Genomic DNA, 21,037 nt, shown 5'->3' on the forward strand with positions numbered 1-21,037 from the left:
TCCATGGCCCAGGACGGCTAACCCGGCGTCCTGCCGGGTTACCCTCGGATTCAAGCCTGCGCTCGGCCAGCGTGGTTAACGGGGCGCCTGAGATCAAGATCAAAAGCCAGAGCCAGAGCCAGATCAAAAGATTGCTGACTTCGTCAGCGGTTAAGGAAGTAGAAGCCACACCGCGTACGCTTCAAAGATCAGGTCGGCTTTAAGGCCGCCTCGCTTTGTTTTTGATCTGGGATCGCCCCGTCAAACACGCTGGCCGAACGCAGGCTTTGGAGCGTGGGTAACCCGGCAGGACGCCGGGTTAGCCGCACTGGGCCAAGGATGGCCCATTGCGGCGGCCCACGCTCCAAAGCCGGAGTGAGGGCACACCGAGCCTAGGCGAGGTGCCGAGTGTTGGGGCGAAGCGTTTTTGGTTACTTTTGGCGCTCTTCCAAAAGTGACCCGCCGTAAGGGCGGAACCATAGGTAGCCGTGACCGCAGCAACGGATATGTACTCACCCAAACCCAGCGGAGATTAAAGCCCTTCCAACTCCGCCATCAAATCACTCAACCGCTCCACCTTCTCCGCGCTGATCTCATTGGCCGCCAACCCCTCGATGTACTCGGCCAATTGCGCCACCGTGCTGCACTCGAACATCGCCCTTAGCGGCACATCCCGCTGCAGGGTCTTCTGCACCCGTGAGGCAATCTGCGTGGCCAGCAACGAGTGCCCGCCCAGTTCGAAGAAGTTGTCCTGCACGCCTACCCGTTCGACTTTCAGCACCTCGGCCCAGATCGCGGCCAAGGTGTTTTCCAGTTCGTTGCGCGGCGCCAGGTAGTCCTGGCTGTGCAACTGGCCAATCTCCAGTTCAGGCAGGGCCTTGCGGTCGAGTTTGCCGTTGGCGTTGAGCGGCAGGCGCTCGAGCCATAGCCAATGCAGCGGCACCATGTACTCCGGCAGTTCAGCGCGCAGGCGTTGCTTGATGCGGTCCAGGCGTTCGCTCGGGTTGAGGGTTTCATCGGCGGCCACCAGGTAACCCACCAGATGCTTGCCGTTGACGCCTTCCTGCACGCCCACCGCCGCATCGCGCACGTGCGGTTGCTCGTGCAGGCGCGCTTCGATTTCACCCAGCTCGATGCGGTAGCCGCGAATCTTCACCTGATGGTCGATACGCCCGACGTACTCCAGCACGCCATCGCTGCGCCGCCGTGCCAGGTCTCCGGTACGGTACAGGCGCTCGCCCGGTGCGCCGAACGGGTTCGGCACAAACACCTGGGCGGTGCGCAGCGGATCGCTGACATAGCCGCGGCCGACCCCGGTGCCGGCCACGCACAGTTCACCGACCGCGCCCTGGGGCACCAACTCCAGCGCGCCATCCACTACGTACAAACGGTTATTGTCGGTCGGCGTCCCAATCGGCAGGTAAGTGCCACGGGTGGACGCCGGATCGACGCGGAAGAACGCCACGTCGTCAGAACATTCCGCCGGGCCATAAGCGTTGACCAAGCCGATGTCCGGGTAACGCACCAACCACTGGTGCGCCAGTTCCGGCGGCATCGCTTCACCGGTTGGCAGCATCCAGCGCAAACCTTCCAGACTGATTCGATCCTGGGCGAGCATGCCCTGGATCAGCGATGGCACGCTTTCCAACACGCTGATGCCGTGTGCCTGCACATGTGCCAGCAAGCCCTGAGGATCGTGGGCGATGCTGTTCGGGACAATATCCACCCGCGCACCGAACAGCGGCGCGGCGAGGAATTGCCACACGGAAATATCGAAGCTTTGTGAAGCGGTCTGCGCGATCACATCCGTTGCGCTCAGTTGCAGGTACGGCACCTTGCTCAATTGGTTATTGAGCATGCCGCGCTGTTCGACCATCACGCCTTTGGGCAGGCCGGTGGAGCCCGAGGTGTAGATCACGTAGGCAAGGTTGTCCGGGCCGCTGTAGATGCCCGGATTTTCCCCACGGGCAGGCACCTCCTCCCACACCAGCAACTGGCAGTCGACACCGTCCAGCAACTCGATGGCCTGCTCACGGCACGCCTCGGTGCATACCAGCAACGGTGTGCGACTCAGGTCAATGATGCGGCTCAAGCGCTGGCTCGGCAGGCCCGGGTCCAACGGCAGGTAGCCGGCGCCGGCCTTGAAGCTGCCGATGATCATGCCCAGCAGGTCAAGGCTACGCTCGGCCAGCAACGCCACCGGTTGGTCCAGGCCGACGCCCGCCGCAATCAGCGCATGACCCAGGCCGTTACTGCGGCGGTTCAACTCGTCATAGGTCCATTGCTGGTCCAGGCAACTGGCGGCGATGCGCTGCGGATGCGCGCTCACCTGCGCCTCGAACAACTCGATATAGCTGCGCTCCAACGGGTAGGCGTGTTCGCTCTGGTTGCAGCCGTCCAACAGGAACGCGCGCTCCTGCTCGCCCATCAGCGGCAGGTCGGCCATATCACCGTGGAAGCCCTGCACCAACGCCAGCAGCAGGCGCTTGAATTCACCGAGCATGCCTTGCACGGTGGTTTCGTCGAAGTAACGCTGGTCGTAGGACAGGTGCAGGCCGAGGTCATCGCCCGGATAGCACACCGCAGTCAGCGGGAAGTTGGTGTGGGTGCGGCCGGAGTCCGAGGTCGCGTTCAGGCTTTGGGCGCGGTCCAACACCGAGACTTCCACCGGGGCGTTTTCAAACACGAACAGGCTGTCGAACAGCGGCTGGCCCTTGGGCAACTCGCTGTGCTCCTGGATCGTCACCAGCGGCAGGTATTCGTACTCGCGCAGCTGCATATTGCTGTCGAGCAACGCGCTCAACCACTGGCGCACGCTGCAACGTTGGCCGTCCTCGGGCAGCTTCACCCGCAGCGCGATGCTGTTGATAAACAGGCCGACGGTGCGTTGCATCTCGGGCATTTCTACCGGGCGCCCGGCCACGGTGACGCCGAACAGCACGTCACGGTCGCCACTCAAGCGTCGCAGCACCAGCGCCCACGCCGCCTGGGCAAAAGTGTTGACGGTGAGTTGATGGGCCTGGGCCAGTTCGCGCAGTTGCGCACCATCACGGGCGTCGAGCCGGGTGTAGCAGTCGCCCACCACCATGCCGCCGCTGTGGCCGGCATGTTCGCGCAGGAACGGCCGGTCGCTCGGGATCGGCGTGGTGCGCTCGAACCCTTGCAGGTTTTGCTGCCACCACTGGCGTGCTTCGGCGAGGTTCTGGCGTTGCAGCCAGGCGATGTAGTCGCGGTAGCGCGGTGGCGTGGCCAACTGCGCGTCGCGACCTTCGCCGAGGGCCGTGTAGAGGTCGAAGAAGTCATTCATCAACAGCGAACGGCACCAGGCATCAATAAGGATGTGGTGGTTGCTCATCATGAACCAGTAGCGCGCTTCACCGACACGGATCAACCGCAGGTGAAACGGCGCCTGGTTGAGCAGATCGAAACCGGCTTCGCGCTCGGCCTTGAGCAGCGCTTGCAGGCGCGGTTCATGTTCGCTTTGCGGATCGGCACTCCAATCCAGGTACTCGATCGGCGTGCTGCCCGGCTTGTGGATCACTTGCAGCATGTCTTCGCCGACGTTCCAGCAGAACGAGGCGCGCAAGGCTTCGTGGCGGGCGATCACCGCTTGCCAGGCCTGGGCGAAACGCTCGGGGTCCAACACGCTGTTAATGCGGTAGCGGTCCTGCATGTAGTAGAGGCCGGTGCCCGGTTCAAGCAGGGTGTGCAGCAGCAACCCCTCTTGCATCGGGGTCAGCGGGTACACATCTTCGATGGCGCTGGCCGGTACCGGCAACGTATCCAGTTGCGGCTGGGTCAGGCGGGCCAGGGGGAAGTCGGACGGTGTCAGGCCGCCAGCGTTGTCCTCAAGGCAGTGGGCAACCAGGTTGTGCAGTTCGGCCAGGTAGGCCTGCGCCAGTTCCTGGATGGTCTGTTGGTCGTGGCGTTCGCGGCTGAAGGTCCAGCGCAGCACCAGTTCGCCGCCGTACACCTGGCTGTCGACGCTCAGCTCGTTGGGCAGCGGTGCGTCCAAGTCATGGGCCAGGCCCGCCGATTCGTCCAGCGGGTGGAACAACGCATCATCGCCAAAGCTCTGGTCGAACTGGCCGAGGTAGTTGAAGGTGATCTGCGCGCTTGGCAGCGCGGCCATGCTTTGTTTGCACGCGTCGTCCGCCAGGTAGCGCAGCACGCCATAACCCAGGCCTTTATGGGGCACGGCACGCAGCTGTTCCTTGATCGCCTTGATCGAGTCGCCCTGCCCCACGTGCGGGGTCAAGCGCAGCGGGTAAGCGCTGGTGAACCAGCCGACGCTGCGGGTCAGGTCGATGTCGTCGAACAGGTTTTCGCGGCCATGGCCTTCGAGTTGGATCAGCGCCGAATCATGCCCACTCCAGCGGCACAGCACACGGGCCAGTGCAGTCAGCAGCAGGTCGTTGACTTGGGTGCGGTAGGCGCTCGGCGCCTGTTGCAGCAATTGGCGCGTGTGTTCGGCATCCAGGCGTACGCTGACGGTGGCGGCATCACGATTGCGCCGCGAACCGTGCGGGCGGGCCACGGGCAATGCCGCGTCAGGACCGGCCAACCGGGCCTGCCACACGCTCAACTCTTCACGCAGGGATTCGCTGCCGGCATACGCCTGCAAGCGCGCGGCCCAGTCACGCAGGGCGCTGGTCTTGGCCGGCAGGCTGACGGACTGGCCGTCGCTGAGCTGGCGGTAGACGTTTTGCAGGTCCTCGAGCAACACGCGCCACGACACACCGTCCACCACCAGGTGATGGATCGCGATCAGCAAGCGTTGCTGACCTTGCGGGCCGTCCACCAGCAAGGCGCGCAACAGCGGGCCGTGTTCCAGGTCGAGGCTGCGCTGGGTGTCGCTGAACAGCGCAGTGCACTGCGCCATATCGCGCACTTGCGCCTGCATCAGCACGCCGCCCTGGGGCACGGCCAAGTGTTCGGCATGCCATTGCGCATCGCGCCGGGCGAAGCTCAGGCGCAGGGCGTCGTGGTGTTCCAGTACCGCCAGCAGCGCTTGCTCCAGGCGATGAGGCTCGAGCAGTTGCAGCGGTTTGAGCACCAGCGCCTGGTTCCAGTGCTGACGCGCTGGAATATCGGTGTCGAAGAACCAGTGCTGGATCGGCGTGAGGCCCGAGCGACCGGTGAGCACACCTTGCTCGGCGATGACCTGCTCGGCGCGCGTGGCGACCGCGGCCAGGGTTTGCACGGTCTGGTGCTGGAACAGGTCGCGAGGGCTGAAATGAATCCCCGCCTGCCGCGCGCGGCTGACCACCTGGATCGACAGGATCGAATCGCCGCCCAATTCAAAGAAGTTATCGTCGAGGCCGACTTGCTGCACGTTCAACACCGCGCACCAGATCGCCGCCAAGGTGCTTTCCAGCTCGTTGCGCGGGGCCACGTAGTGTTGGCGATTGGCCTCGGGGTCGGGTTGCGGCAAGGCGCGGCGGTCGAGCTTGCCGTTGGCGGTCAGCGGCATGCTGTCGAGGACGATCAGGTGCGCGGGCACCATGTAGTCCGGCAGCTGTTTATGGAGATGGGCCTTGAGATGGGCCTTGAGCGCGTCACGCAAGGTGGCGTGGTCGGCGTCGCTGACCAGGTACGCCACCAGCTGCTTGCCACTCGGCGAATCCAGCGCCAGCACCACCGCCTCGCGCACGGAGGCATGCTCCAGCAGGCGGGTTTCGATCTCGCCCAGCTCGATCCGGAAACCGCGAATCTTCACCTGATGATCGATGCGCCCCAGGTACTCCACCAGGCCATCGGCGCGTTGGCGCACCAGGTCGCCGGTGCGATACAGACGACCGCCATGGCGGGCAAACGGGTCGGCGACAAACCGCTCCGCCGTCATCCCCGGACGTTCGTGGTAACCCTGGGCCAAGCCAGCGCCGCCGACATACAACTCGCCGGTCGCCCCTTGCGGAACCAAGGCCAGGTCGGCGTCGAGAATATAGGCCACGCGGGCGCCGATGATGCTGCCGATCGGCACGCTGCCGGCGCCCTCTTCCAACTGCTGCGGCGCGAGGCTGGCCAGCGGCATGACCACGGTTTCGGTCGGGCCGTAGGCGTTGAAAAACACCTCGGGCTGGAACGCTGCGCGGATACGCTGCAGGTGTTCGCCGGTCAGCGCTTCGCCGCCGGTGATGCACATGCGCACCGGCAAGGTCTGGTGCTGGGTCGCCAGCCACTGCGCCAACTGGCTGCCGTAGCTCGGGGTAAAACCAAGGATGTTGATGCGATGGGTACGAATCAGCCCGCAGATTTCCTCGGCATCCCATTGGCCCTGGGCGCGCAGGACCACTTGCGCACCGCTGAGCAACGGCACCAACAGACGCTCGGTGGCGGCGTCGAAGTTGATTGAATAGAAATGCAGCTCACAATCGTCCGGGCGCATGCCGAAGCGTTCGATCACGGCCTGGCAATGCATGGCGATTTCACCGTGGGACACCACCACGCCCTTGGGTTTACCGGTGGAGCCGGAGGTGTAGATCAGGTAGGCCTGATGTTGCGGCACGCTGATAAACGGCAGCTCGCCGGCCGGGTAATTCGCCAGCACCGGCAAGTCATCTTCCAGGCACCAGCAAGCCACGGTCGCCGGCAATTCGCCGAGGGCTTCGAACATCGCTGCATCGCTGAGCAGCAGGCCGATGCCGCTGTCTTCGATCATGTAGTGCAGACGGTCCAGCGGGTATTCCGGGTCCAGCGGCACATACGCGCCACCGGCCTTGAGGATCGCCAGCAGGCCGATGACCATTTCCAGCGAGCGCGGCAGCGCCAGGCCGACACGCACCTGCGGGCCGACGCCACGCTCGCGCAGCATCCACGCCAGGCGGTTGGCGCGAGCGTCCAGTTCGGCATAAGTGAGGGTGACACCGGCAAAGGTCAGCGCCGGGGCCTGCGCATGCTTGAGCGCCTGACGGCTGAACAGTTGATGGATGCACTGGTCGAGGCGATGCTCGCCGGCTTCCACACCCAGGCTGTCCCGCAACGCACGTTGCTCGGTGGCGCTCAGCAACGGCAGTTCGCTGAGACGTTGTTGCGGGTTGGCGATCAAGGCTTCGAGCAGGTTGCGCCAATGCTCGGCCATGCGCGCGATGCGCGGTTCGTCGAACAGGTCGGTGCTGTAGGTCAGGCAGCAACCCAGGCGGTGATCGAGGTCGGTGACTTCCAGGTTGAGGTCGAACTTGGTCGCGCGGGCATCGTTGGCCAGGTATTCGACGGTCATGCCGGCCAGTTGGCGGCTCTGCTGGAATTCCCAGCGCTGCACGTTGCACATCACCTGGAACAGTGGGTTGTACGCCGCGCTGCGTGGCGGTTGCAGGGCTTCCACCAGATGGTCGAACGGCAGGTCCTGATGGGACTGGCCTTCGATCACGGTGTGACGGACCTGCTCGAACAGCTCAGCAACACTCATCCGCCCAGTGAGCTGGCAACGCAGCACCTGGGTATTGAGGAACGCCCCGATCAACCCTTCGCTTTCCGGGCGAATGCGGTTGGCCACGGGCGCGCCGATGCGCAGGTCGGTCTGGCCGCTGTAGCGGTAGAGCAACACAGCCAGGGTGGCGGTCATGGTCATGAACAGGGTCAGGCCACGTTCGGCGTTGAAGGCACGCACACGAGCGGCGAGATCGTCGCTGAGGTCGAAGCGGTACAGCTCGCCCCGGTGACTTTGCACCGGTGGCCGTGGACGGTCGCCGGGCAATTCGAGCAACGGGTGTTCGTGGCCCAGTTGCGCAGTCCAGTAATCCAGCTGGCGTTGGCGCTCGCCAGACTCCAACCATTGGCGTTGCCACACGCTGTAATCCAGATACTGCACCGGCAACGGTGGCAGCGGAGACAGGCGCTCATCGATAAACGCTTCATACAGCGCGCTGAGTTCACGGGCAAAGATGTCCATGGCCCAGCCTTCGGTGACGATATGGTGCAGGGTCAGCACCAGGTAGTGCTCCTGCTCACCGGCCTTGACCAGGCACGCGCGCAGCAGCGGTCCGGTCTCCAGGTTGAACGGCGTGTGGGCCTCAACATCGGCAAGTTGCCGCAAACGCTGCTCGCGCTCGCTCGCGTTCAACGCAGACATATCCTGCCAACCCATGCGCAGGTCGGTCTGCGCCGAGACCTTTTGACTGGCTACGCCATCGACGCTCGGAAAGGTGGTACGCAGGGTTTCGTGGCGCATGATCAAGGCCTGCAACGCCGCCTCGAAACGCCCCACATCCAGCACGCCACGCAGGCGCGCCATGCCGCCGACGTTATAGGCCGGGCTGTCCGGTTCCATCTGCCACAGGAACCACATGCGCTGCTGGGAATACGACAACGGCACGGGCGCGCTGCGGTCGACGGTGGCGATTGCGGTTTGCTGGTTGCGTTGGCCGCTGGCCTGGATCAGGCCGACTTGCTCGGCAAAAGCGCCCAACTCACTGGCCTCGAACAAGGTGCGCAACGGCAGCTCGACGTCGCAGGCCTGGCGGGTGCGGGAGATGATTTGCGTGGCCAGCAACGAGTGGCCGCCGAGGGCGAAGAAGTCATCGCGCAGGCCGATACGGGGCAAGCCCAGCACTTCCCGCCAGATCGCTGCAATCTGCTGCTGCAAGGGTGTTTCGGGGGCGATGTGCTCGCGGGTTTGCCACACCGGCGCCGGCAATGCGCGACGGTCGAGTTTGCCGCTCGGGCTCAGGGGCATCGCGTCCAGGCGCATCAGTTGCGCGGGCACCATGTACTCCGGCAACTCGGCGGCCAGGGCGGCTTTGACGTCCTGTTCGTCCAGCGCGCTATGGGCGGTGTAGTAACCGATCAACTGGGTGTCACGCACCAGCACCACGGCCTGGGCGATACCGTCCAGGGCCAGCAGGCGCGCTTCGATTTCTTCCGGCTCCACCCGGAAGCCACGCAGCTTGACCTGCTGATCGAGACGGCCGAGGTATTCGAGCACGCCATCGGCGCTCCAGCGTGCGCGGTCACCGGTGCGATACAGACGCGCGCCGGCCTCGCCCAGCGGGTCGGCGACAAAGCGCTCAGCGGTCAAACCGGCACGCCCAAGGTAACCGCGCGCCAGACCGATGCCGCCAATGCACAGTTCGCCCGGCACACCGGCCGGCAACGGGTTGAGCTGCTCGTCCAGCACGCGGCAGATCACATTGCCCAGCGGCCGGCCGATCGGCGAGCGCTCGCCATCCTCGGCAGTGCAATGCCAGTGGGTGACGTTGATCGCCGTCTCGGTCGGACCATAGCGGTTGTGCAGTTGCACCGCCGGCAACTGCGCCAACACGCGATTGCGCAACTCGGCGGGCAAGGCCTCGCCACCGGAGAACAGGCGCCGCAGGCTGGTGCACTCAGGTACCAGCGGTTCGTCGATAAACAGCTGCAACAGCGGCGGCACAAAGTGCAGCGTGGTTACGCCGTGCGCCTGCACCAACTGCGCGATGCGGTGCGGATCGCGATGTTCGCCAGGGCCGGCCAGCACCAGGCGGCAGCCGGTGATCAGCGGCCAGAAACACTCCCACACCGACACGTCGAAACTGATCGGTGCCTTTTGCATCAGCACGTCGCTGTCATTCAGTTGATACGTGGCCTGCATCCACTGCAAGCGCTCGGCCAGGGCCGCGTGGGTATTGCCCACACCCTTGGGCTGGCCGGTGGAGCCGGAGGTGTAGATCACATAGGCGAGGTTGTCGCCGTGCAGGTGCAGGCCCGGTGGCTGGGTCGGCCAACCGTCGAGGTGCAGGGTGTCCATGGCAATCACGCACACGCCGTCGGCCGTCGGCAAGTGTTCCAGTAACGCGGTCTGGGTCAGCAGCAGGTGCACGCCGCTGTCCTTGAGCATGTAGGCCAGGCGCTCGGCGGGGTAATCCGGGTCCAGCGGCACATAGGCACCACCGGCCTTGATGATCGCCAGCAGGCCGACCAGCAACTGCGGCGAACGCTCGGCAGCGATGGCCACGCACACGTCCGGGCCGACACCTTTGTCGCGCAGGTAATGGGCCAGGCGGTTGGCCTGGGTGTGCAGCTGGGCGAAGGTCAGGCTGCCGTCCTGCCAAACCAGCGCGGTGTTGTCCGAGGTGTGCTGGTTGAGCAGTTCGGGCAGCCATTGTTGAGCGGGTGCGCACGGCGCCTGGCACCACGTTTGCTGTTCATCCTGCTGCATCAGCTGGATGTCGCCGAGGGCTTGCTGCGGTTGCTCACAGACCGCTTGCAACAGGTGGATGTAGTGCTCGGCCAGGCGCTGGATCGTCGCGCTGTCGAACAGTTCATCGGCGTAGTCGAAGGACAGGCTCAGGCGCCCGTTGCGGTCTTCTTCGCTGTGCAGTTGCAGGTCGAACTTGGCTTCGCGGCTGTGCCATGGCAGCTCATCGGCGAGCAGGCCCGGCAGGCGGCGCAAGGCGCTGAGGTCACGTTGCTGATGGTTGAACATGACCTGGAACAGGCCTTGCTCGCGAGCGTGCGGGAAGGCTTCCAGCAGCTGCTCGAACGGCAGGTCCTGATGGGCCTGGGCACCCAATGCCGTCTGGCGGGTGGCGGCCAACAGCTCAGTGAAAGGCAGGCGCCCGTCCAGCTCGGCACGCAGCACCAGGGTGTTGATAAAGAAGCCGATCAGGCCTTGGGTTTCCTGGCGTGGGCGGTTGGCATTGGGCACGCCGATACGGATGTCGCGCTGGCCGCTGTAGCGGTAGAGCAAGGTCTGGAACGCCGCCAGCAACAGCATGAACGGCGTGGACTCATGGGCCTGGGCAGTGTGGCGAATCGCTTCGCTGAGGCTGACACTCAGGCGCGCAGTATGGCGCGACGCGCTGCGGCGTTGCCGGGCCGCTCGCGGGTGGTCGGTGGCCAGGCTCAGGGTCGGATGCTCGTCCCCCAGTTGCTCTTTCCAGTACGCCAGTTGCCGCTGGCCTTCACCGTCGGCCAGCCATTGACGCTGCCAGCTGCCGTAATCGGCGTACTGCAAGGCCAGGGGTGGCAACGTCAGGGGCTGGCCCTGGCTTGCGGCGGCGTACAGGCGCGAGAACTCGTCGATAAGGATATTCAACGACCAGCCGTCCGCGATGATGTGGTGCAGGGTCACCAGCAACTGGTGATCTGCATCGTCCAGGCGCACCAGGGTCACCCACAGCAGCGGGCCTTTTTCCAGGTCGAACAGGGTGCGGGCTTCGTCTTCTCGGATCTGCTGCGCGCGGGCTTCACGCTCGGCGACGGGCACGTCGCTGAGATCGATAACCTGCAGGTCGAAATCGCGATTGGCATCCACACGCTGGAAGGCGCGGCCATCGCGCTCATAGAAACGTGTGCGCAGGGCTTCATGACGCTGGATCAGGTGCTGGAAGCTCGAGCGCACCGCGTCTTCATCCAACTCGCCACGCAAACGCAGGGCGCCGGGGATTGTGTAGGCGCTGCTTTGCGGGTCCAGTTGCCAGGTGATCCACAGGCGGTTCTGGGCCAGGGACTGCGGCAGCTCTTCCTGGCGTGACAGGGCATGAATAGCACCTTGGGCGATGCCGCCATCCTGTTGCAGTTGCGCCACGCTGGCAGCAAATGCAGACAGCGTCGGCGCCTCGAACAGCAGGCGCAGGTTCAGCTCCAGACCGAGGGTTTCGCGCAGACGCGCGACCACCTGGGTGGCGGTGATGGAGTTGCCGCCGAGCAGGAAGAAGTGATCGTCAGCCGCCACCGTGGCGACCTGCAACTGCTCGCACCAGATCGCGGCAATCTGGCTTTGCAGTTCGGATTCCAGCGCGGTATCGCTGGCCTGCGCGGGCAGGCCGGGGAACTGCGCGTAGCTGTCGAGGCTGCCATCCACATGGCGAAGCGCACACGCCGCACGCTGCACCTTGCCGCTGGAGGTCTTGGGCAAGGCGCCGGGGTTGAGCAACACCACCACGCAGGGCGCCTCTTGGTAGGCCTCAGCCACGGCTTGGCGGATGGCTTTGATCAGCGCTTCAGGCGGCAGGATCTTCTGCACGCTGCGGCTGATTTCTGCGGCGATGCCGATGCCTTCCAGGCCGTTGTCATTCACCGCAAACGCCGCGACCCGGCCCTTGCGCACCACTTCCACTTCGCGCTCGATGGTCTGTTCGATGTCCTGGGGGTAGAGGTTGTGCCCGCGCACGATCAGCAGGTCTTTCAGGCGGCCGGTGATGTACACCTCACCCTCGCGGATAAAGCCCAGGTCACCGGTGCGCAGCCAGGTGCGGCCGGCATGTTGCACGAAGGTCCTGGCGCTGGCTTCGGGGTTGCGCCAGTAGCCGTGGGCGATGCTCGGGCCGCTGGCCCAGAGTTCGCCGACGCAGTTGTCGGCCAGCTCGGTCAGGGTGTGCGGGTCGGCGATCAGTACCGCGTGTTCCGGCTGGCGGGTGCCGCAACTCATGATCGCACTGCCCTGCCCGGGCTCGGCGCGGTTGGCGGCCAGGGCCTGCGCGTCGACACGCAGCGCGGGGATGCCGTGGCCACGCCGGCCGCCGGCGACAAACAGGGTGGCTTCGGCCAGGCCGTAGGAGGCGAAGAAATTATTCGGGGTAAACCCGCAAGCGGCGAACTTCTCGGCGAAGCGCTCCAGGGTGTCGAGGCGGATCGGCTCGGAGCCGGAATAGGCCACGCGCCAGTTGCTCAAGTCCAGGCGTTCCAGGGCCGAATCACTGACCCGCTCGCTGCACAGGCGGTAGGCGAAATCCGGTCCGCCGCTGATGGTGCCGCGGTATTCGCTGATCGCTTCGAGCCAGCGCAACGGCCGGCCGAGGAAGTAGGCCGGCGACATCAACACGCACGGCACGCCGCTGAAGATCGGTTGCAGCAGGCCGCCGATCAGGCCCATGTCGTGGTACAGCGGCAGCCAGCTAACGATCACGTCGTCGGGGTTCAGGTCGATGCCAAAGCCGCGTCGGATCAGCACTTCGTTGGCCACCAGGTTGCCGTGGCTGACTTGCACGCCCTTGGGCAGCGCGGTGGAACCGGAGGTGTATTGCAGGAAGGCGATGTCGTCGGGTTGCAGGTCGGCGGCGCTCCAGGCGCTGGCGGTCTGTGCGTCGAGGGTATCGACACTCAGCACCGGCGGCGCGTTTTCGATCTGCGCGAGGCCATCGGCCAGGCTGGCGATGGTCAGCAGCAGGCGTGGTTCGGCGTCACCGATAATCGACAGCAAGCGCTCCTGGTGATGACGGCGGGTGGACTCCGGCGGGTAGGCCGGCACCGCGATCACCCCGGCGTACAGGCAACCAAAGAACGCCGCGACGTAGTCCGGGCCACTGGGGAACAACAGCACCGCACGGTCGCCCAACTCGGCGTTGGCCTGCAAGGCGGCGGCGATGGTGCGGGCGCGCAGGTCCAGGTCACGGTAACTGAGCACCACGTTGTGCTCGGCCGACTCGGCGAGGAAGCGCAGGGCGACCTGGTCCGGGGTCTGCGCGGCGCGACGTTGAAGGGACTCGACCAGGGTGCGGGGAAGTTCGAAGGCGTCCATCATGGGGTTCCTGCCTGAAATCGGCTTACGGGAAATTCGGCTTACGGGAAAATCGAGAGCAACAGCGATCAGCCGACGGCCAATTGCCGCGCCGCGCCATTGCGCCAGCGGGCCAGGTGTTCGTCGGCGTAGCGGCGCACGCAGCGCAATACGGCACTTTCGTGCTGGATAAGGAAGAAGTGGTGGCCGTCGAACATGTCCAGGGAAAAGCCGCTGGCGGCATCAAGCTGCCAGTCGAGCAACTGGTCGGCGCGCACGCTGTCCTGCTTGCCGCCGAACACATGGATCGGTATGCCCAGCGGCTCACGCTCGCCGTAGATAAAGCTGCCGCACAGCAGGAAGTCGGCGCGCAGGATCGGCAGCATCAACTGCATCAATTCGGGGTTGGCCAGGGCTTCCTCGGCAGTGCCTTGCAGTTCGCGCAGGCGGGCAATCAGTTGCTCGTCGGTCTTTTCGATGGTGTATTCGCTGACATCGCGGCGGGCCGGGCCGGCCGTGCCGGAGGCGAACAGTGCCAACGGCGCTGGAACATTTCGCGCGTTCAGCGCATGGGCCAATTCAAAGGCCAGCAGGCCACCAAGGCTATGGCCGAACAACGCGTAAGGGCCGCTCAGGTCGCGGCTGATTTCTTCCGCGAGCTGCGCCGCCAAGGCCTTGATATCACGTTGCAGGGGCTCGTCCATGCGCATGCCACGGCCGGGCAATTCCAGCGGGCACACCTGCAACCACTCCGGCAGGGTGCGGCGCCAACGTGCGTAAACCATGGCACTGGCGCCCGAATAGGGCAGGCAGAACAGGCGCAGTCGAGTCGGCATAGTCATCGAGCGACGACTCCAAACTGAAACACGCTGTGCGCACGGTAAAAACCCATTTCGTCCTCCTGCGGGTGCTGATCCCTGGCCGCTTGACTAACGGCCCTGTCACCCAGAAGAACGGACGGCACCGGCAAATAATTAGTCGCCGGTTACCTGTGAGGGGTGGTTCACACCGAACAAGAAAGCATAAGATTAGTTCGTCTTCTCATTTGACAATCATTATCATTAAGAATAATTTGTTGCCCGATGTGTAGGAGGCTTCAGCAAGGACGCCCTCCCCTAACTTCTTCGCGACAAGGTGATTTTCCATGACGGAACAAGTATCCACAGGCAGGTGCGACTCACCGCTTCTCCAGGCGTTCGTAGACAATCGGCTGATTTTGGTGAAGATCGCAGCACGTATTACCGGGTGCCGCTCCCGAGCCGAAGACGTCGTGCAGGACGCCTACTTCCGCCTGCAATCGGCGCCGACGATCACGTCATCGTTCAAGGCCCAACTGAGTTATCTGTTCCAGATCGTGCGCAACCTGGCGATCGATCACTACCGCAAGCAGGCCCTGGAGCTCAAATACTCCGGGACGGAAGAGGAAGGGTTGAATGTGGTTATTCACGGCGCTTCACCGGAAACCTCCCACATTAATTTCAATACCCTGGAAAACATCGCCGACGCGCTGACGGAGTTGCCCCAGCGCACCCGCTACGCGTTCGAGATGTACCGCCTGCACGGCGTGCCGCAAAAGGACATCGCCAAGGAACTGGGGGTTTCACCGACGTTGGTGAACTTCATGATTCGCGATGCGCTGGTGCACTGCCGCAAGGTGTCGGGCAACCATAGCGATACGTTTGCGCGTCGAGTTTGACCTCAGGGCACCGCCATCACATCAATGCGATACGGCTCGAAAATCTTCAGCATTTCGCCGCTATCGCGCAGTCGCTTGAGCAACGCCGAAAACGCCTCGCCCGTGATCGGCGCCTTGGGCCGCAGCAACGCGTAATGGTGATAAACCTGATCGATGCGCTCCGACACCAGGAACTGCCCGGCCATATCCACATTGCGCGCCATGAAGTCACTCAAGTACGAACGGGTCACCAGGGCGATGTCCGCACGTCCGCGCGCAACCATCAGCAGGTTGCTGTCATGGGAGTAGGTCAACGTGGCGTTGAAGTGCTCGGCCATGTACTTGGGGTCGGGGTTGAAGTTGGCAAAGGCGTAGTGATAACCGCTGAACACCGCCAGGCGCTTGCCGGCCAGGTCGGCGAAATAGCGTTGGTCACGGCCGGGATCACGCTGGGCGACGAAGATTTCCGCATCCTCAAGCCCCATGTCGACGCTGGTGTGGGGAATTTTCTGCCAGCCCCAGGCAGGATTTTCGAAGATGGCCACGTCGACCCGGCCCTGCTCGAAATCGCGGAAGCGCCTGGGGATGGAGGTGGGCACCAGCACAAACTGGTAGTCGGTTTGCGAGGCGTTCAGGGCCTCCACCAGTTGCGGTAACAATCCGGTGTCGGCGCCCTTCTCTGGGCGCACGGTATAGGGCGGGAAATGCGCCGCGCCGATGCGCACCAGTTGCGCAGCCGAAGCCGGCAACCATGCTGCGGTGCCGAGTGCCCATAAAGTAAGTCCTGCAGCCAACCGCCATGGCGATAACATCAAGGCACACACCGTTCAATACATCGATGGCGATAAGCTAGGCGTTTTTGTCCAGCGAGACAACTTTCCGTCGGCAAATTAATAGCTTGCGCCTCAATCGGCCTTCAAAACCATCAGTAAGGCTTCTTCGGCCAATTGCTCCAGGGTCAGGCTGCCCTCGGCGCGAAACCAGGTGGTGGTCCAGGACAAGGCCCCGGTGAGGAAGCGGCGCGCAATAAACACATCGCCCTTGATGTAGCCCGCCGCCTTGGCCTCGCCCAATACCTGCAGCCAAATGTCTTCATATACATCGCGCAGGGCCAGCACGTGGGCCTGGCCGTCGGCCGACAGCGAACGCCATTCATACACCAGCACCGCCATGGCCTCGCCGCTGCCGCCCATGATCGACTGCAACTCGCAGCGAATCAGCGCCAGCACACGTTCGCGCACGTTGGTCGCCTCCTCGAGCGAGGCGCGCATCAAGGCCGTGTTGTAGTGGATGGTTTCCTCCATCACCGCGCGCAGGATCTCATCCTTGCTCTTGAAGTGATGAAAGATGCTGCCAGACTGAATGCCCACGGCGCTGGCCAGGTCACGCACGGTGGTGCGCTCAAAGCCCTTGTTGCGAAACAGGTGAGCCGCGGTTTGCAGCAACTTGCCCCGGGCACTGTCGGGGTCGGTCAATTGGCCGCCGTCGACCATGGTGCGCATTACCCGCAGGGCTTTGTGCTCATCCATGCTGCTCTCCTCTACTTCTACTGACGTCTTGGCCGGCAATTTAGGCCGTGCCAGTCACCCAAGCAAGCGCTTGGCTAAAACTTGTGACCAGAGTTTACAAACCAAGCGCTTGCTTGGTAGTCTCATTGCCAGCCATTCGAGGAAGGATTTCTCATGAGCAAAACGGTTCGTATCGGCTGCGCCAGCGCCTTCTGGGGCGACACCTGCACTGCCGCCGCGCAGTTGGTGCACGGCGGCAAGCTGGATTACCTGGTGTTCGACTACCTGGCGGAAGTCACGATGTCGATCCTCGCCAGTGCCCGGATGAAAGATCCCCAGGCCGGCTACGCCACGGATTTTGTCGAGGTACTCACGCCGTTGCTGGCCGAGATCCAGCGCCAGGGCATCCGCGTGATCAGCAACGCCGGCGGCATCCACCCTCAAGCCTGCGCCGCTGCCCTGCAAGCTGCCTGCGATAAAGCCCAAGTCCCGCTGAAAATCGCCGTGCTGCTGGGCGATGACCTGCAACCGCGGCTCAAGCACCTGCACGGCATCACCGACATGTTCAACGGCGCGCCGCTGCCGCCGATGTGCGTGTCCGCCAATGCCTACCTCGGCGCACCAGGCATCACGCAGGCACTGCAACTGGGCGCGGACATCGTCATCACTGGCCGGGTGGTCGACAGCGCGGTGGTCAGCGCGGCGTTGGTGCATGAATTCGGTTGGTCGTGGCAGGACTACGATCGCCTCGCCCAGGCAGCCTTGGCCGGGCATATCATCGAATGCGGCGCGCAGTGCACCGGCGGCAACTTCACCGACTGGCGCGATGTGCCCGACTACGAGCACATCGGTTTCCCCATCGTCGACGTCAGCGCCGACGGCCAGTTCACGGTCAATAAAGTCGAGGGCAGCGGTGGCCTGATCAGCGAACTGAGCGTGGCCGAACAGCTGTTGTATGAAATCGGCGATCCACGCGCGTATCTGCTGCCCGATGTGATCTGCGACTTCAGCCAGGTCAAGCTGCAGCAGCAAGGCAAACATTGCGTACGCCTGCACGGCGCCAAGGGCCTGCCGCCGACCGCGCAATACAAGGTCAGCGCCACCTACCCGGAGGGCTTTCGCTGCACCGCCAGTTGCCTGATCGCCGGGATCGATGCGGTGGCCAAGGCCGAGCGGGTCAGCCAGGCGATCATCAACAAGACCTCGGAACTGTTCAGCCAGCGCGGTTGGGCGCCCTACACCGACGTGAACATCGAACTGCTCGGCAGCGAAGCGACGTATGGCGCTCACGCCCTGCGCCACGACTGCCGTGAGGTGGTGGTCAAGCTGGCGGTGCGACACCCGAGCAAGCAGGCGCTGGTGTTGTTCGCCCGCGAGATCGCCCAGGCTGCCACCGGGATGGCGCCGGGACTGACCGGGATTGTCGGCGGGCGGCCAACGGTCTACCCGTTGATCCGCTTGTTCTCGTTCCTGATCGATAAGGCCGCCTGCGAGGTGGTGATCGACTTCCAGGGCCAACGCCACGTCTGCGCGTTGCCCATCGCCGACGCCCCGCTCCTGCCTGCCGCCCCGATGGACCCGCCCAAACCCCAAGGCCGCGCCGACGCCAGCGTACCGCTGGTGAAACTCGCCGTGGCGCGCTCCGGCGACAAGGGCAACCACAGCAATATCGGGGTCATCGCCCGCGCCCCCGAGTACCTGCCGTGGATCGCCGAAGCGCTGACCCCGGAGGTACTCGTCGACTGGATGGGCCACGTGCTCGACCCCGTGCACGGCCGCGTCGAACGCTGGTATTTGCCCGGCAGCCACAGCCTCAACTTCCTGCTGGAAAACGCCCTCGGCGGCGGCGGCATCGCCAGCCTGCGCATCGATCCCCAGGGCAAGGCCTTCGCCCAGCAACTGTTGGAAATCCCCATCGCCGTGCCGCAACACATCGCCAATCAACTCACTTAAAGGAGCGCTGCCGTGGCCTTCGACTCGATCTTCAAAGCCGGCCTGTTTCAGGGCCACACCGTGATCGTCACCGGCGGTGGCAGCGGGATTGGCCGCTGCACCGCCCATGAGCTGGCGGCCCTGGGGGCCCAGGTCATCCTCGTTGGGCGCAAGCCGGAAAAACTCGCCAAGGTCGCGACTGAAATTACCGAAGACGGCGGCACCGCCCATTGGCAGGCCTGCGACATTCGTGACGAAGAGGCGGTGAAGGCGCTGGTCACACAGCTTATTCACGCGCACGGGCCGATCCATGGCCTGGTGAATAACGCCGGTGGGCAGTATCCGTCGCCGCTGGCGTCGATCAACCAAAAGGGTTTTGAAACCGTACTGCGCACCAACCTGGTCGGCGGTTTCCTGATGGCACGGGAAGTGTTCAACCAGTCGATGAGCAAGCACGGTGGGGCCATCGTCAACATGCTCGCCGACATGTGGGGCGGCATGCCCGGCATGGGCCACTCCGGTGCGGCGCGAGCGGGCATGGACAACTTCACCAAGACCGCCGCCTTCGAGTGGGGGTGCGCCGGGGTGCGGGTCAACGCCGTGGCGCCGGGCTGGATCGCGTCCAGCGGCATGGACACCTACGAAGGCGCGTTCAAGGCAGTGATCCCCACCCTGCGTGAACACGTGCCGCTCAAGCGCATCGGCACCGAGTCGGAAGTCAGCGCCGCCATCGTGTTTCTGCTCAGCCCTGCCGCCGCATTTATCAGCGGCAGCACCCTGCGTATCGACGGCGCCGCCAGCCTCGGCAGCCGTGCCTGGCCGCTGCACAAGGCGCAACCACCGAGTGAAGCGTTCAACGGTTTCCACCGCGCGTACTTGCCCGATGTGCTCAAGGGGGAGCAATAAACCATGCCGGCGATTGACAGCCTGATCGATCCCCACAGCCCGCTGTTTGCGCAAAACCGCGCCGCCATGCTGGCTGGCATCCAACACCTGCACCAGCTGGAACAGGCCCTGCTGAGCAAGGCCCAGGAGGCCAAGCCTAAGTTCGACAAACGCGGCCAACTGCTGCCGCGCGAGCGCCTCAACCTGCTGCTGGACCCTGGCGCACCGTTCTTGGAACTGGCGAGCCTGGCTGGCTACAAGCTGCATGATGACAAGGACGGCAGCGCCGCCGGCGGTGGATTGATCGCCGGTATCGGCTACGTCAGCGGCGTGCGCATGCTGGTGGTGGCCAACAACAGCGCGATCAAGGGCGGCACCATTTCGCCCTCCGGCCTGAAAAAATCCCTGCGCCTGCAACAGATCGCCATGGAAAACAAACTGCCGGTGGTGACCCTCGCCGAAAGCGGCGGCGCCAACCTCAACTATGCCGCGGAGATTTTTGTCGAAGGCGCGCGCAGCTTTGCCAACCAGGCGCGCATGTCGGCCATGGGCTTGCCGCAGATCACCGTGGTGCATGGCTCGGCCACCGCCGGTGGTGCGTACCAGCCAGGGCTGTCGGATTACGTGGTGGTGGTACGCGGTAAGGCCAAGCTGTTCCTCGCCGGCCCGCCGTTGCTCAAGGCGGCGACCGGTGAAGTCGCCACCGATGAAGAGTTGGGCGGCGCCGAGATGCATGCGCAAATCGCCGGCACCGCTGAATACCTGGCGGAAAACGACGCCGACGGCGTGCGCATCGTGCGAGAAATCGTCAGCCTGTTGCCCTGGAATGACCGCCTGCCGCTGGCGCCAAAACGCGCATATCAGGAACCGCTGTACCCCATCGACGACCTGCTGGGGCTGATCCCCGATGACCCGAAAAAGCCCTACGACGTGCGCGAGATCCTCGCGCGCCTGGCCGACGGCTCGCAGTTCCTCGAGTTCAAGGGAGAGTTCGACGCCCATACCGTCTGCGGCCATCTGCACATCCAGGGCCGCGCGGTCGGCGTGATCGGCAACAACGGCCCGATCACGCCCAAGGGCGCGAGCAAGGCGGCGCAGTTTATCCAGCTGTGCGACCAGAGCCGCACGCCGCTGCTGTTCCTGCACAACACCACCGGCTTCATGGTCGGTACTGAATCGGAGCAGCAAGGGGTGATCAAACACGGCGCGAAGATGATCCAGGCGGTGGCCAACGCGCGGGTGCCTAAACTCACCGTGGTGGTCGGCGGCTCGTACGGCGCCGGCAACTATGCGATGTGCGGTCGCGGCCTGGACCCGCGTTTTATCTTCGCCTGGCCCAACAGCCGCACCGCGGTGATGGGCGGTGCGCAGGCGGGCAAGGTGCTGCGGATTGTCACCGAGGCCAAACAGCTGAAGGACGGTTTGGTGCCCGATCCCAAAGTGCTGGACATGCTCGAGCAGGTCACCGCGCAGAAGCTCGACAGCCAGTCCACCGCACTGTATGGCAGTGCCAACCTGTGGGACGACGGGCTGATAGATCCCCGGGACACCCGCACGCTGCTGGGGTTTCTGCTGGATATTTGTCACGAGGCCGAAGTCCGGCCATTGCAGCCGAACAGCTTCGGCGTGGCGCGTTTTTAA

At 64.2% G+C, this 21,037-nt stretch carries 8 protein-coding genes; 4 read left to right on the plus strand and 4 right to left on the minus strand.

Annotated elements, in window-relative coordinates; translation table 11 throughout:
• Positions 1-511 precede the first annotated feature (511 nt).
• On the minus strand, positions 512-13,420 hold the full coding sequence (locus FIV39_RS15465; RefSeq protein ID WP_090399943.1) for a non-ribosomal peptide synthetase: 12,909 nt from the start codon (positions 13,418-13,420) through the stop codon (positions 512-514).
• A gap of 65 nt (positions 13,421-13,485) precedes the next feature.
• A complete protein-coding gene (locus tag FIV39_RS15470; RefSeq protein WP_090399945.1) occupies positions 13,486-14,238 on the minus strand; it encodes a thioesterase II family protein in 753 nt (250 codons plus the stop codon).
• Positions 14,239-14,540: 302 nt separating this feature from the next.
• On the opposite strand from FIV39_RS15470, the gene FIV39_RS15480 reads away from it, so the two are divergent.
• Entirely contained in the window at positions 14,541-15,092 is a 552-nt protein-coding gene (locus FIV39_RS15480; RefSeq protein WP_027603895.1) for an RNA polymerase factor sigma-70, read from the plus strand.
• 2 nt (positions 15,093-15,094) lie between these two features.
• Here FIV39_RS15480 and FIV39_RS15485 read toward each other — a convergent pair whose 3' ends face one another.
• Positions 15,095-15,883 (minus strand): substrate-binding periplasmic protein, encoded by a 789-nt coding sequence (locus FIV39_RS15485; RefSeq protein ID WP_090399947.1) that lies wholly within the window; start codon positions 15,881-15,883, stop codon positions 15,095-15,097.
• A gap of 93 nt (positions 15,884-15,976) precedes the next feature.
• Positions 15,977-16,600 carry a TetR/AcrR family transcriptional regulator gene (locus FIV39_RS15490; protein WP_090399949.1) on the minus strand — a complete coding sequence of 208 codons (624 nt, stop codon included), beginning with the start codon at positions 16,598-16,600 and terminating at the stop codon, positions 15,977-15,979.
• Between the two features lie 153 nt (positions 16,601-16,753).
• Here FIV39_RS15490 and FIV39_RS15495 point away from each other — a divergent pair, with 153 nt between their 5' ends.
• Genes FIV39_RS15495 through atuC form a run of 3 tightly spaced genes read left to right on the plus strand, consistent with a single transcriptional unit; the run spans position 16,754 to position 21,037 of the window.
• A complete protein-coding gene (locus FIV39_RS15495) occupies positions 16,754-18,532 on the plus strand; it encodes an acyclic terpene utilization AtuA family protein (protein ID WP_090399951.1) in 1,779 nt (592 codons plus the stop codon).
• Between the two features lie 12 nt (positions 18,533-18,544).
• Entirely contained in the window at positions 18,545-19,417 is an 873-nt protein-coding gene (locus FIV39_RS15500; protein ID WP_090399953.1) for an SDR family oxidoreductase, read from the plus strand.
• 3 nt (positions 19,418-19,420) lie between these two features.
• Entirely contained in the window at positions 19,421-21,037 is a 1,617-nt protein-coding gene (atuC, locus tag FIV39_RS15505) for a geranyl-CoA carboxylase subunit beta (protein WP_090399955.1), read from the plus strand.

The organism is Pseudomonas grimontii (genome assembly GCF_007858185.1).
In the GTDB taxonomy this organism is placed as follows: Bacteria; Pseudomonadota; Gammaproteobacteria; order Pseudomonadales; family Pseudomonadaceae; genus Aquipseudomonas; species Aquipseudomonas grimontii.

Coding starts and splice junctions, on each gene's coding strand:
- FIV39_RS15480 (WP_027603895.1), top strand. CDS start 14,541: ATGACGGAACAAGTATCCACAGGCAGGTGCGACTCACCGCTTCTCCAG.
- atuC (WP_090399955.1), top strand. CDS start 19,421: ATGCCGGCGATTGACAGCCTGATCGATCCCCACAGCCCGCTGTTTGCG.
- FIV39_RS15485 (WP_090399947.1), bottom strand. CDS start 15,883: ATGTTATCGCCATGGCGGTTGGCTGCAGGACTTACTTTATGGGCACTC.
- FIV39_RS15470 (WP_090399945.1), bottom strand. CDS start 14,238: ATGACTATGCCGACTCGACTGCGCCTGTTCTGCCTGCCCTATTCGGGC.
- FIV39_RS15465 (WP_090399943.1), bottom strand. CDS start 13,420: ATGATGGACGCCTTCGAACTTCCCCGCACCCTGGTCGAGTCCCTTCAA.
- FIV39_RS15495 (WP_090399951.1), top strand. CDS start 16,754: ATGAGCAAAACGGTTCGTATCGGCTGCGCCAGCGCCTTCTGGGGCGAC.
- FIV39_RS15490 (WP_090399949.1), bottom strand. CDS start 16,600: ATGGATGAGCACAAAGCCCTGCGGGTAATGCGCACCATGGTCGACGGC.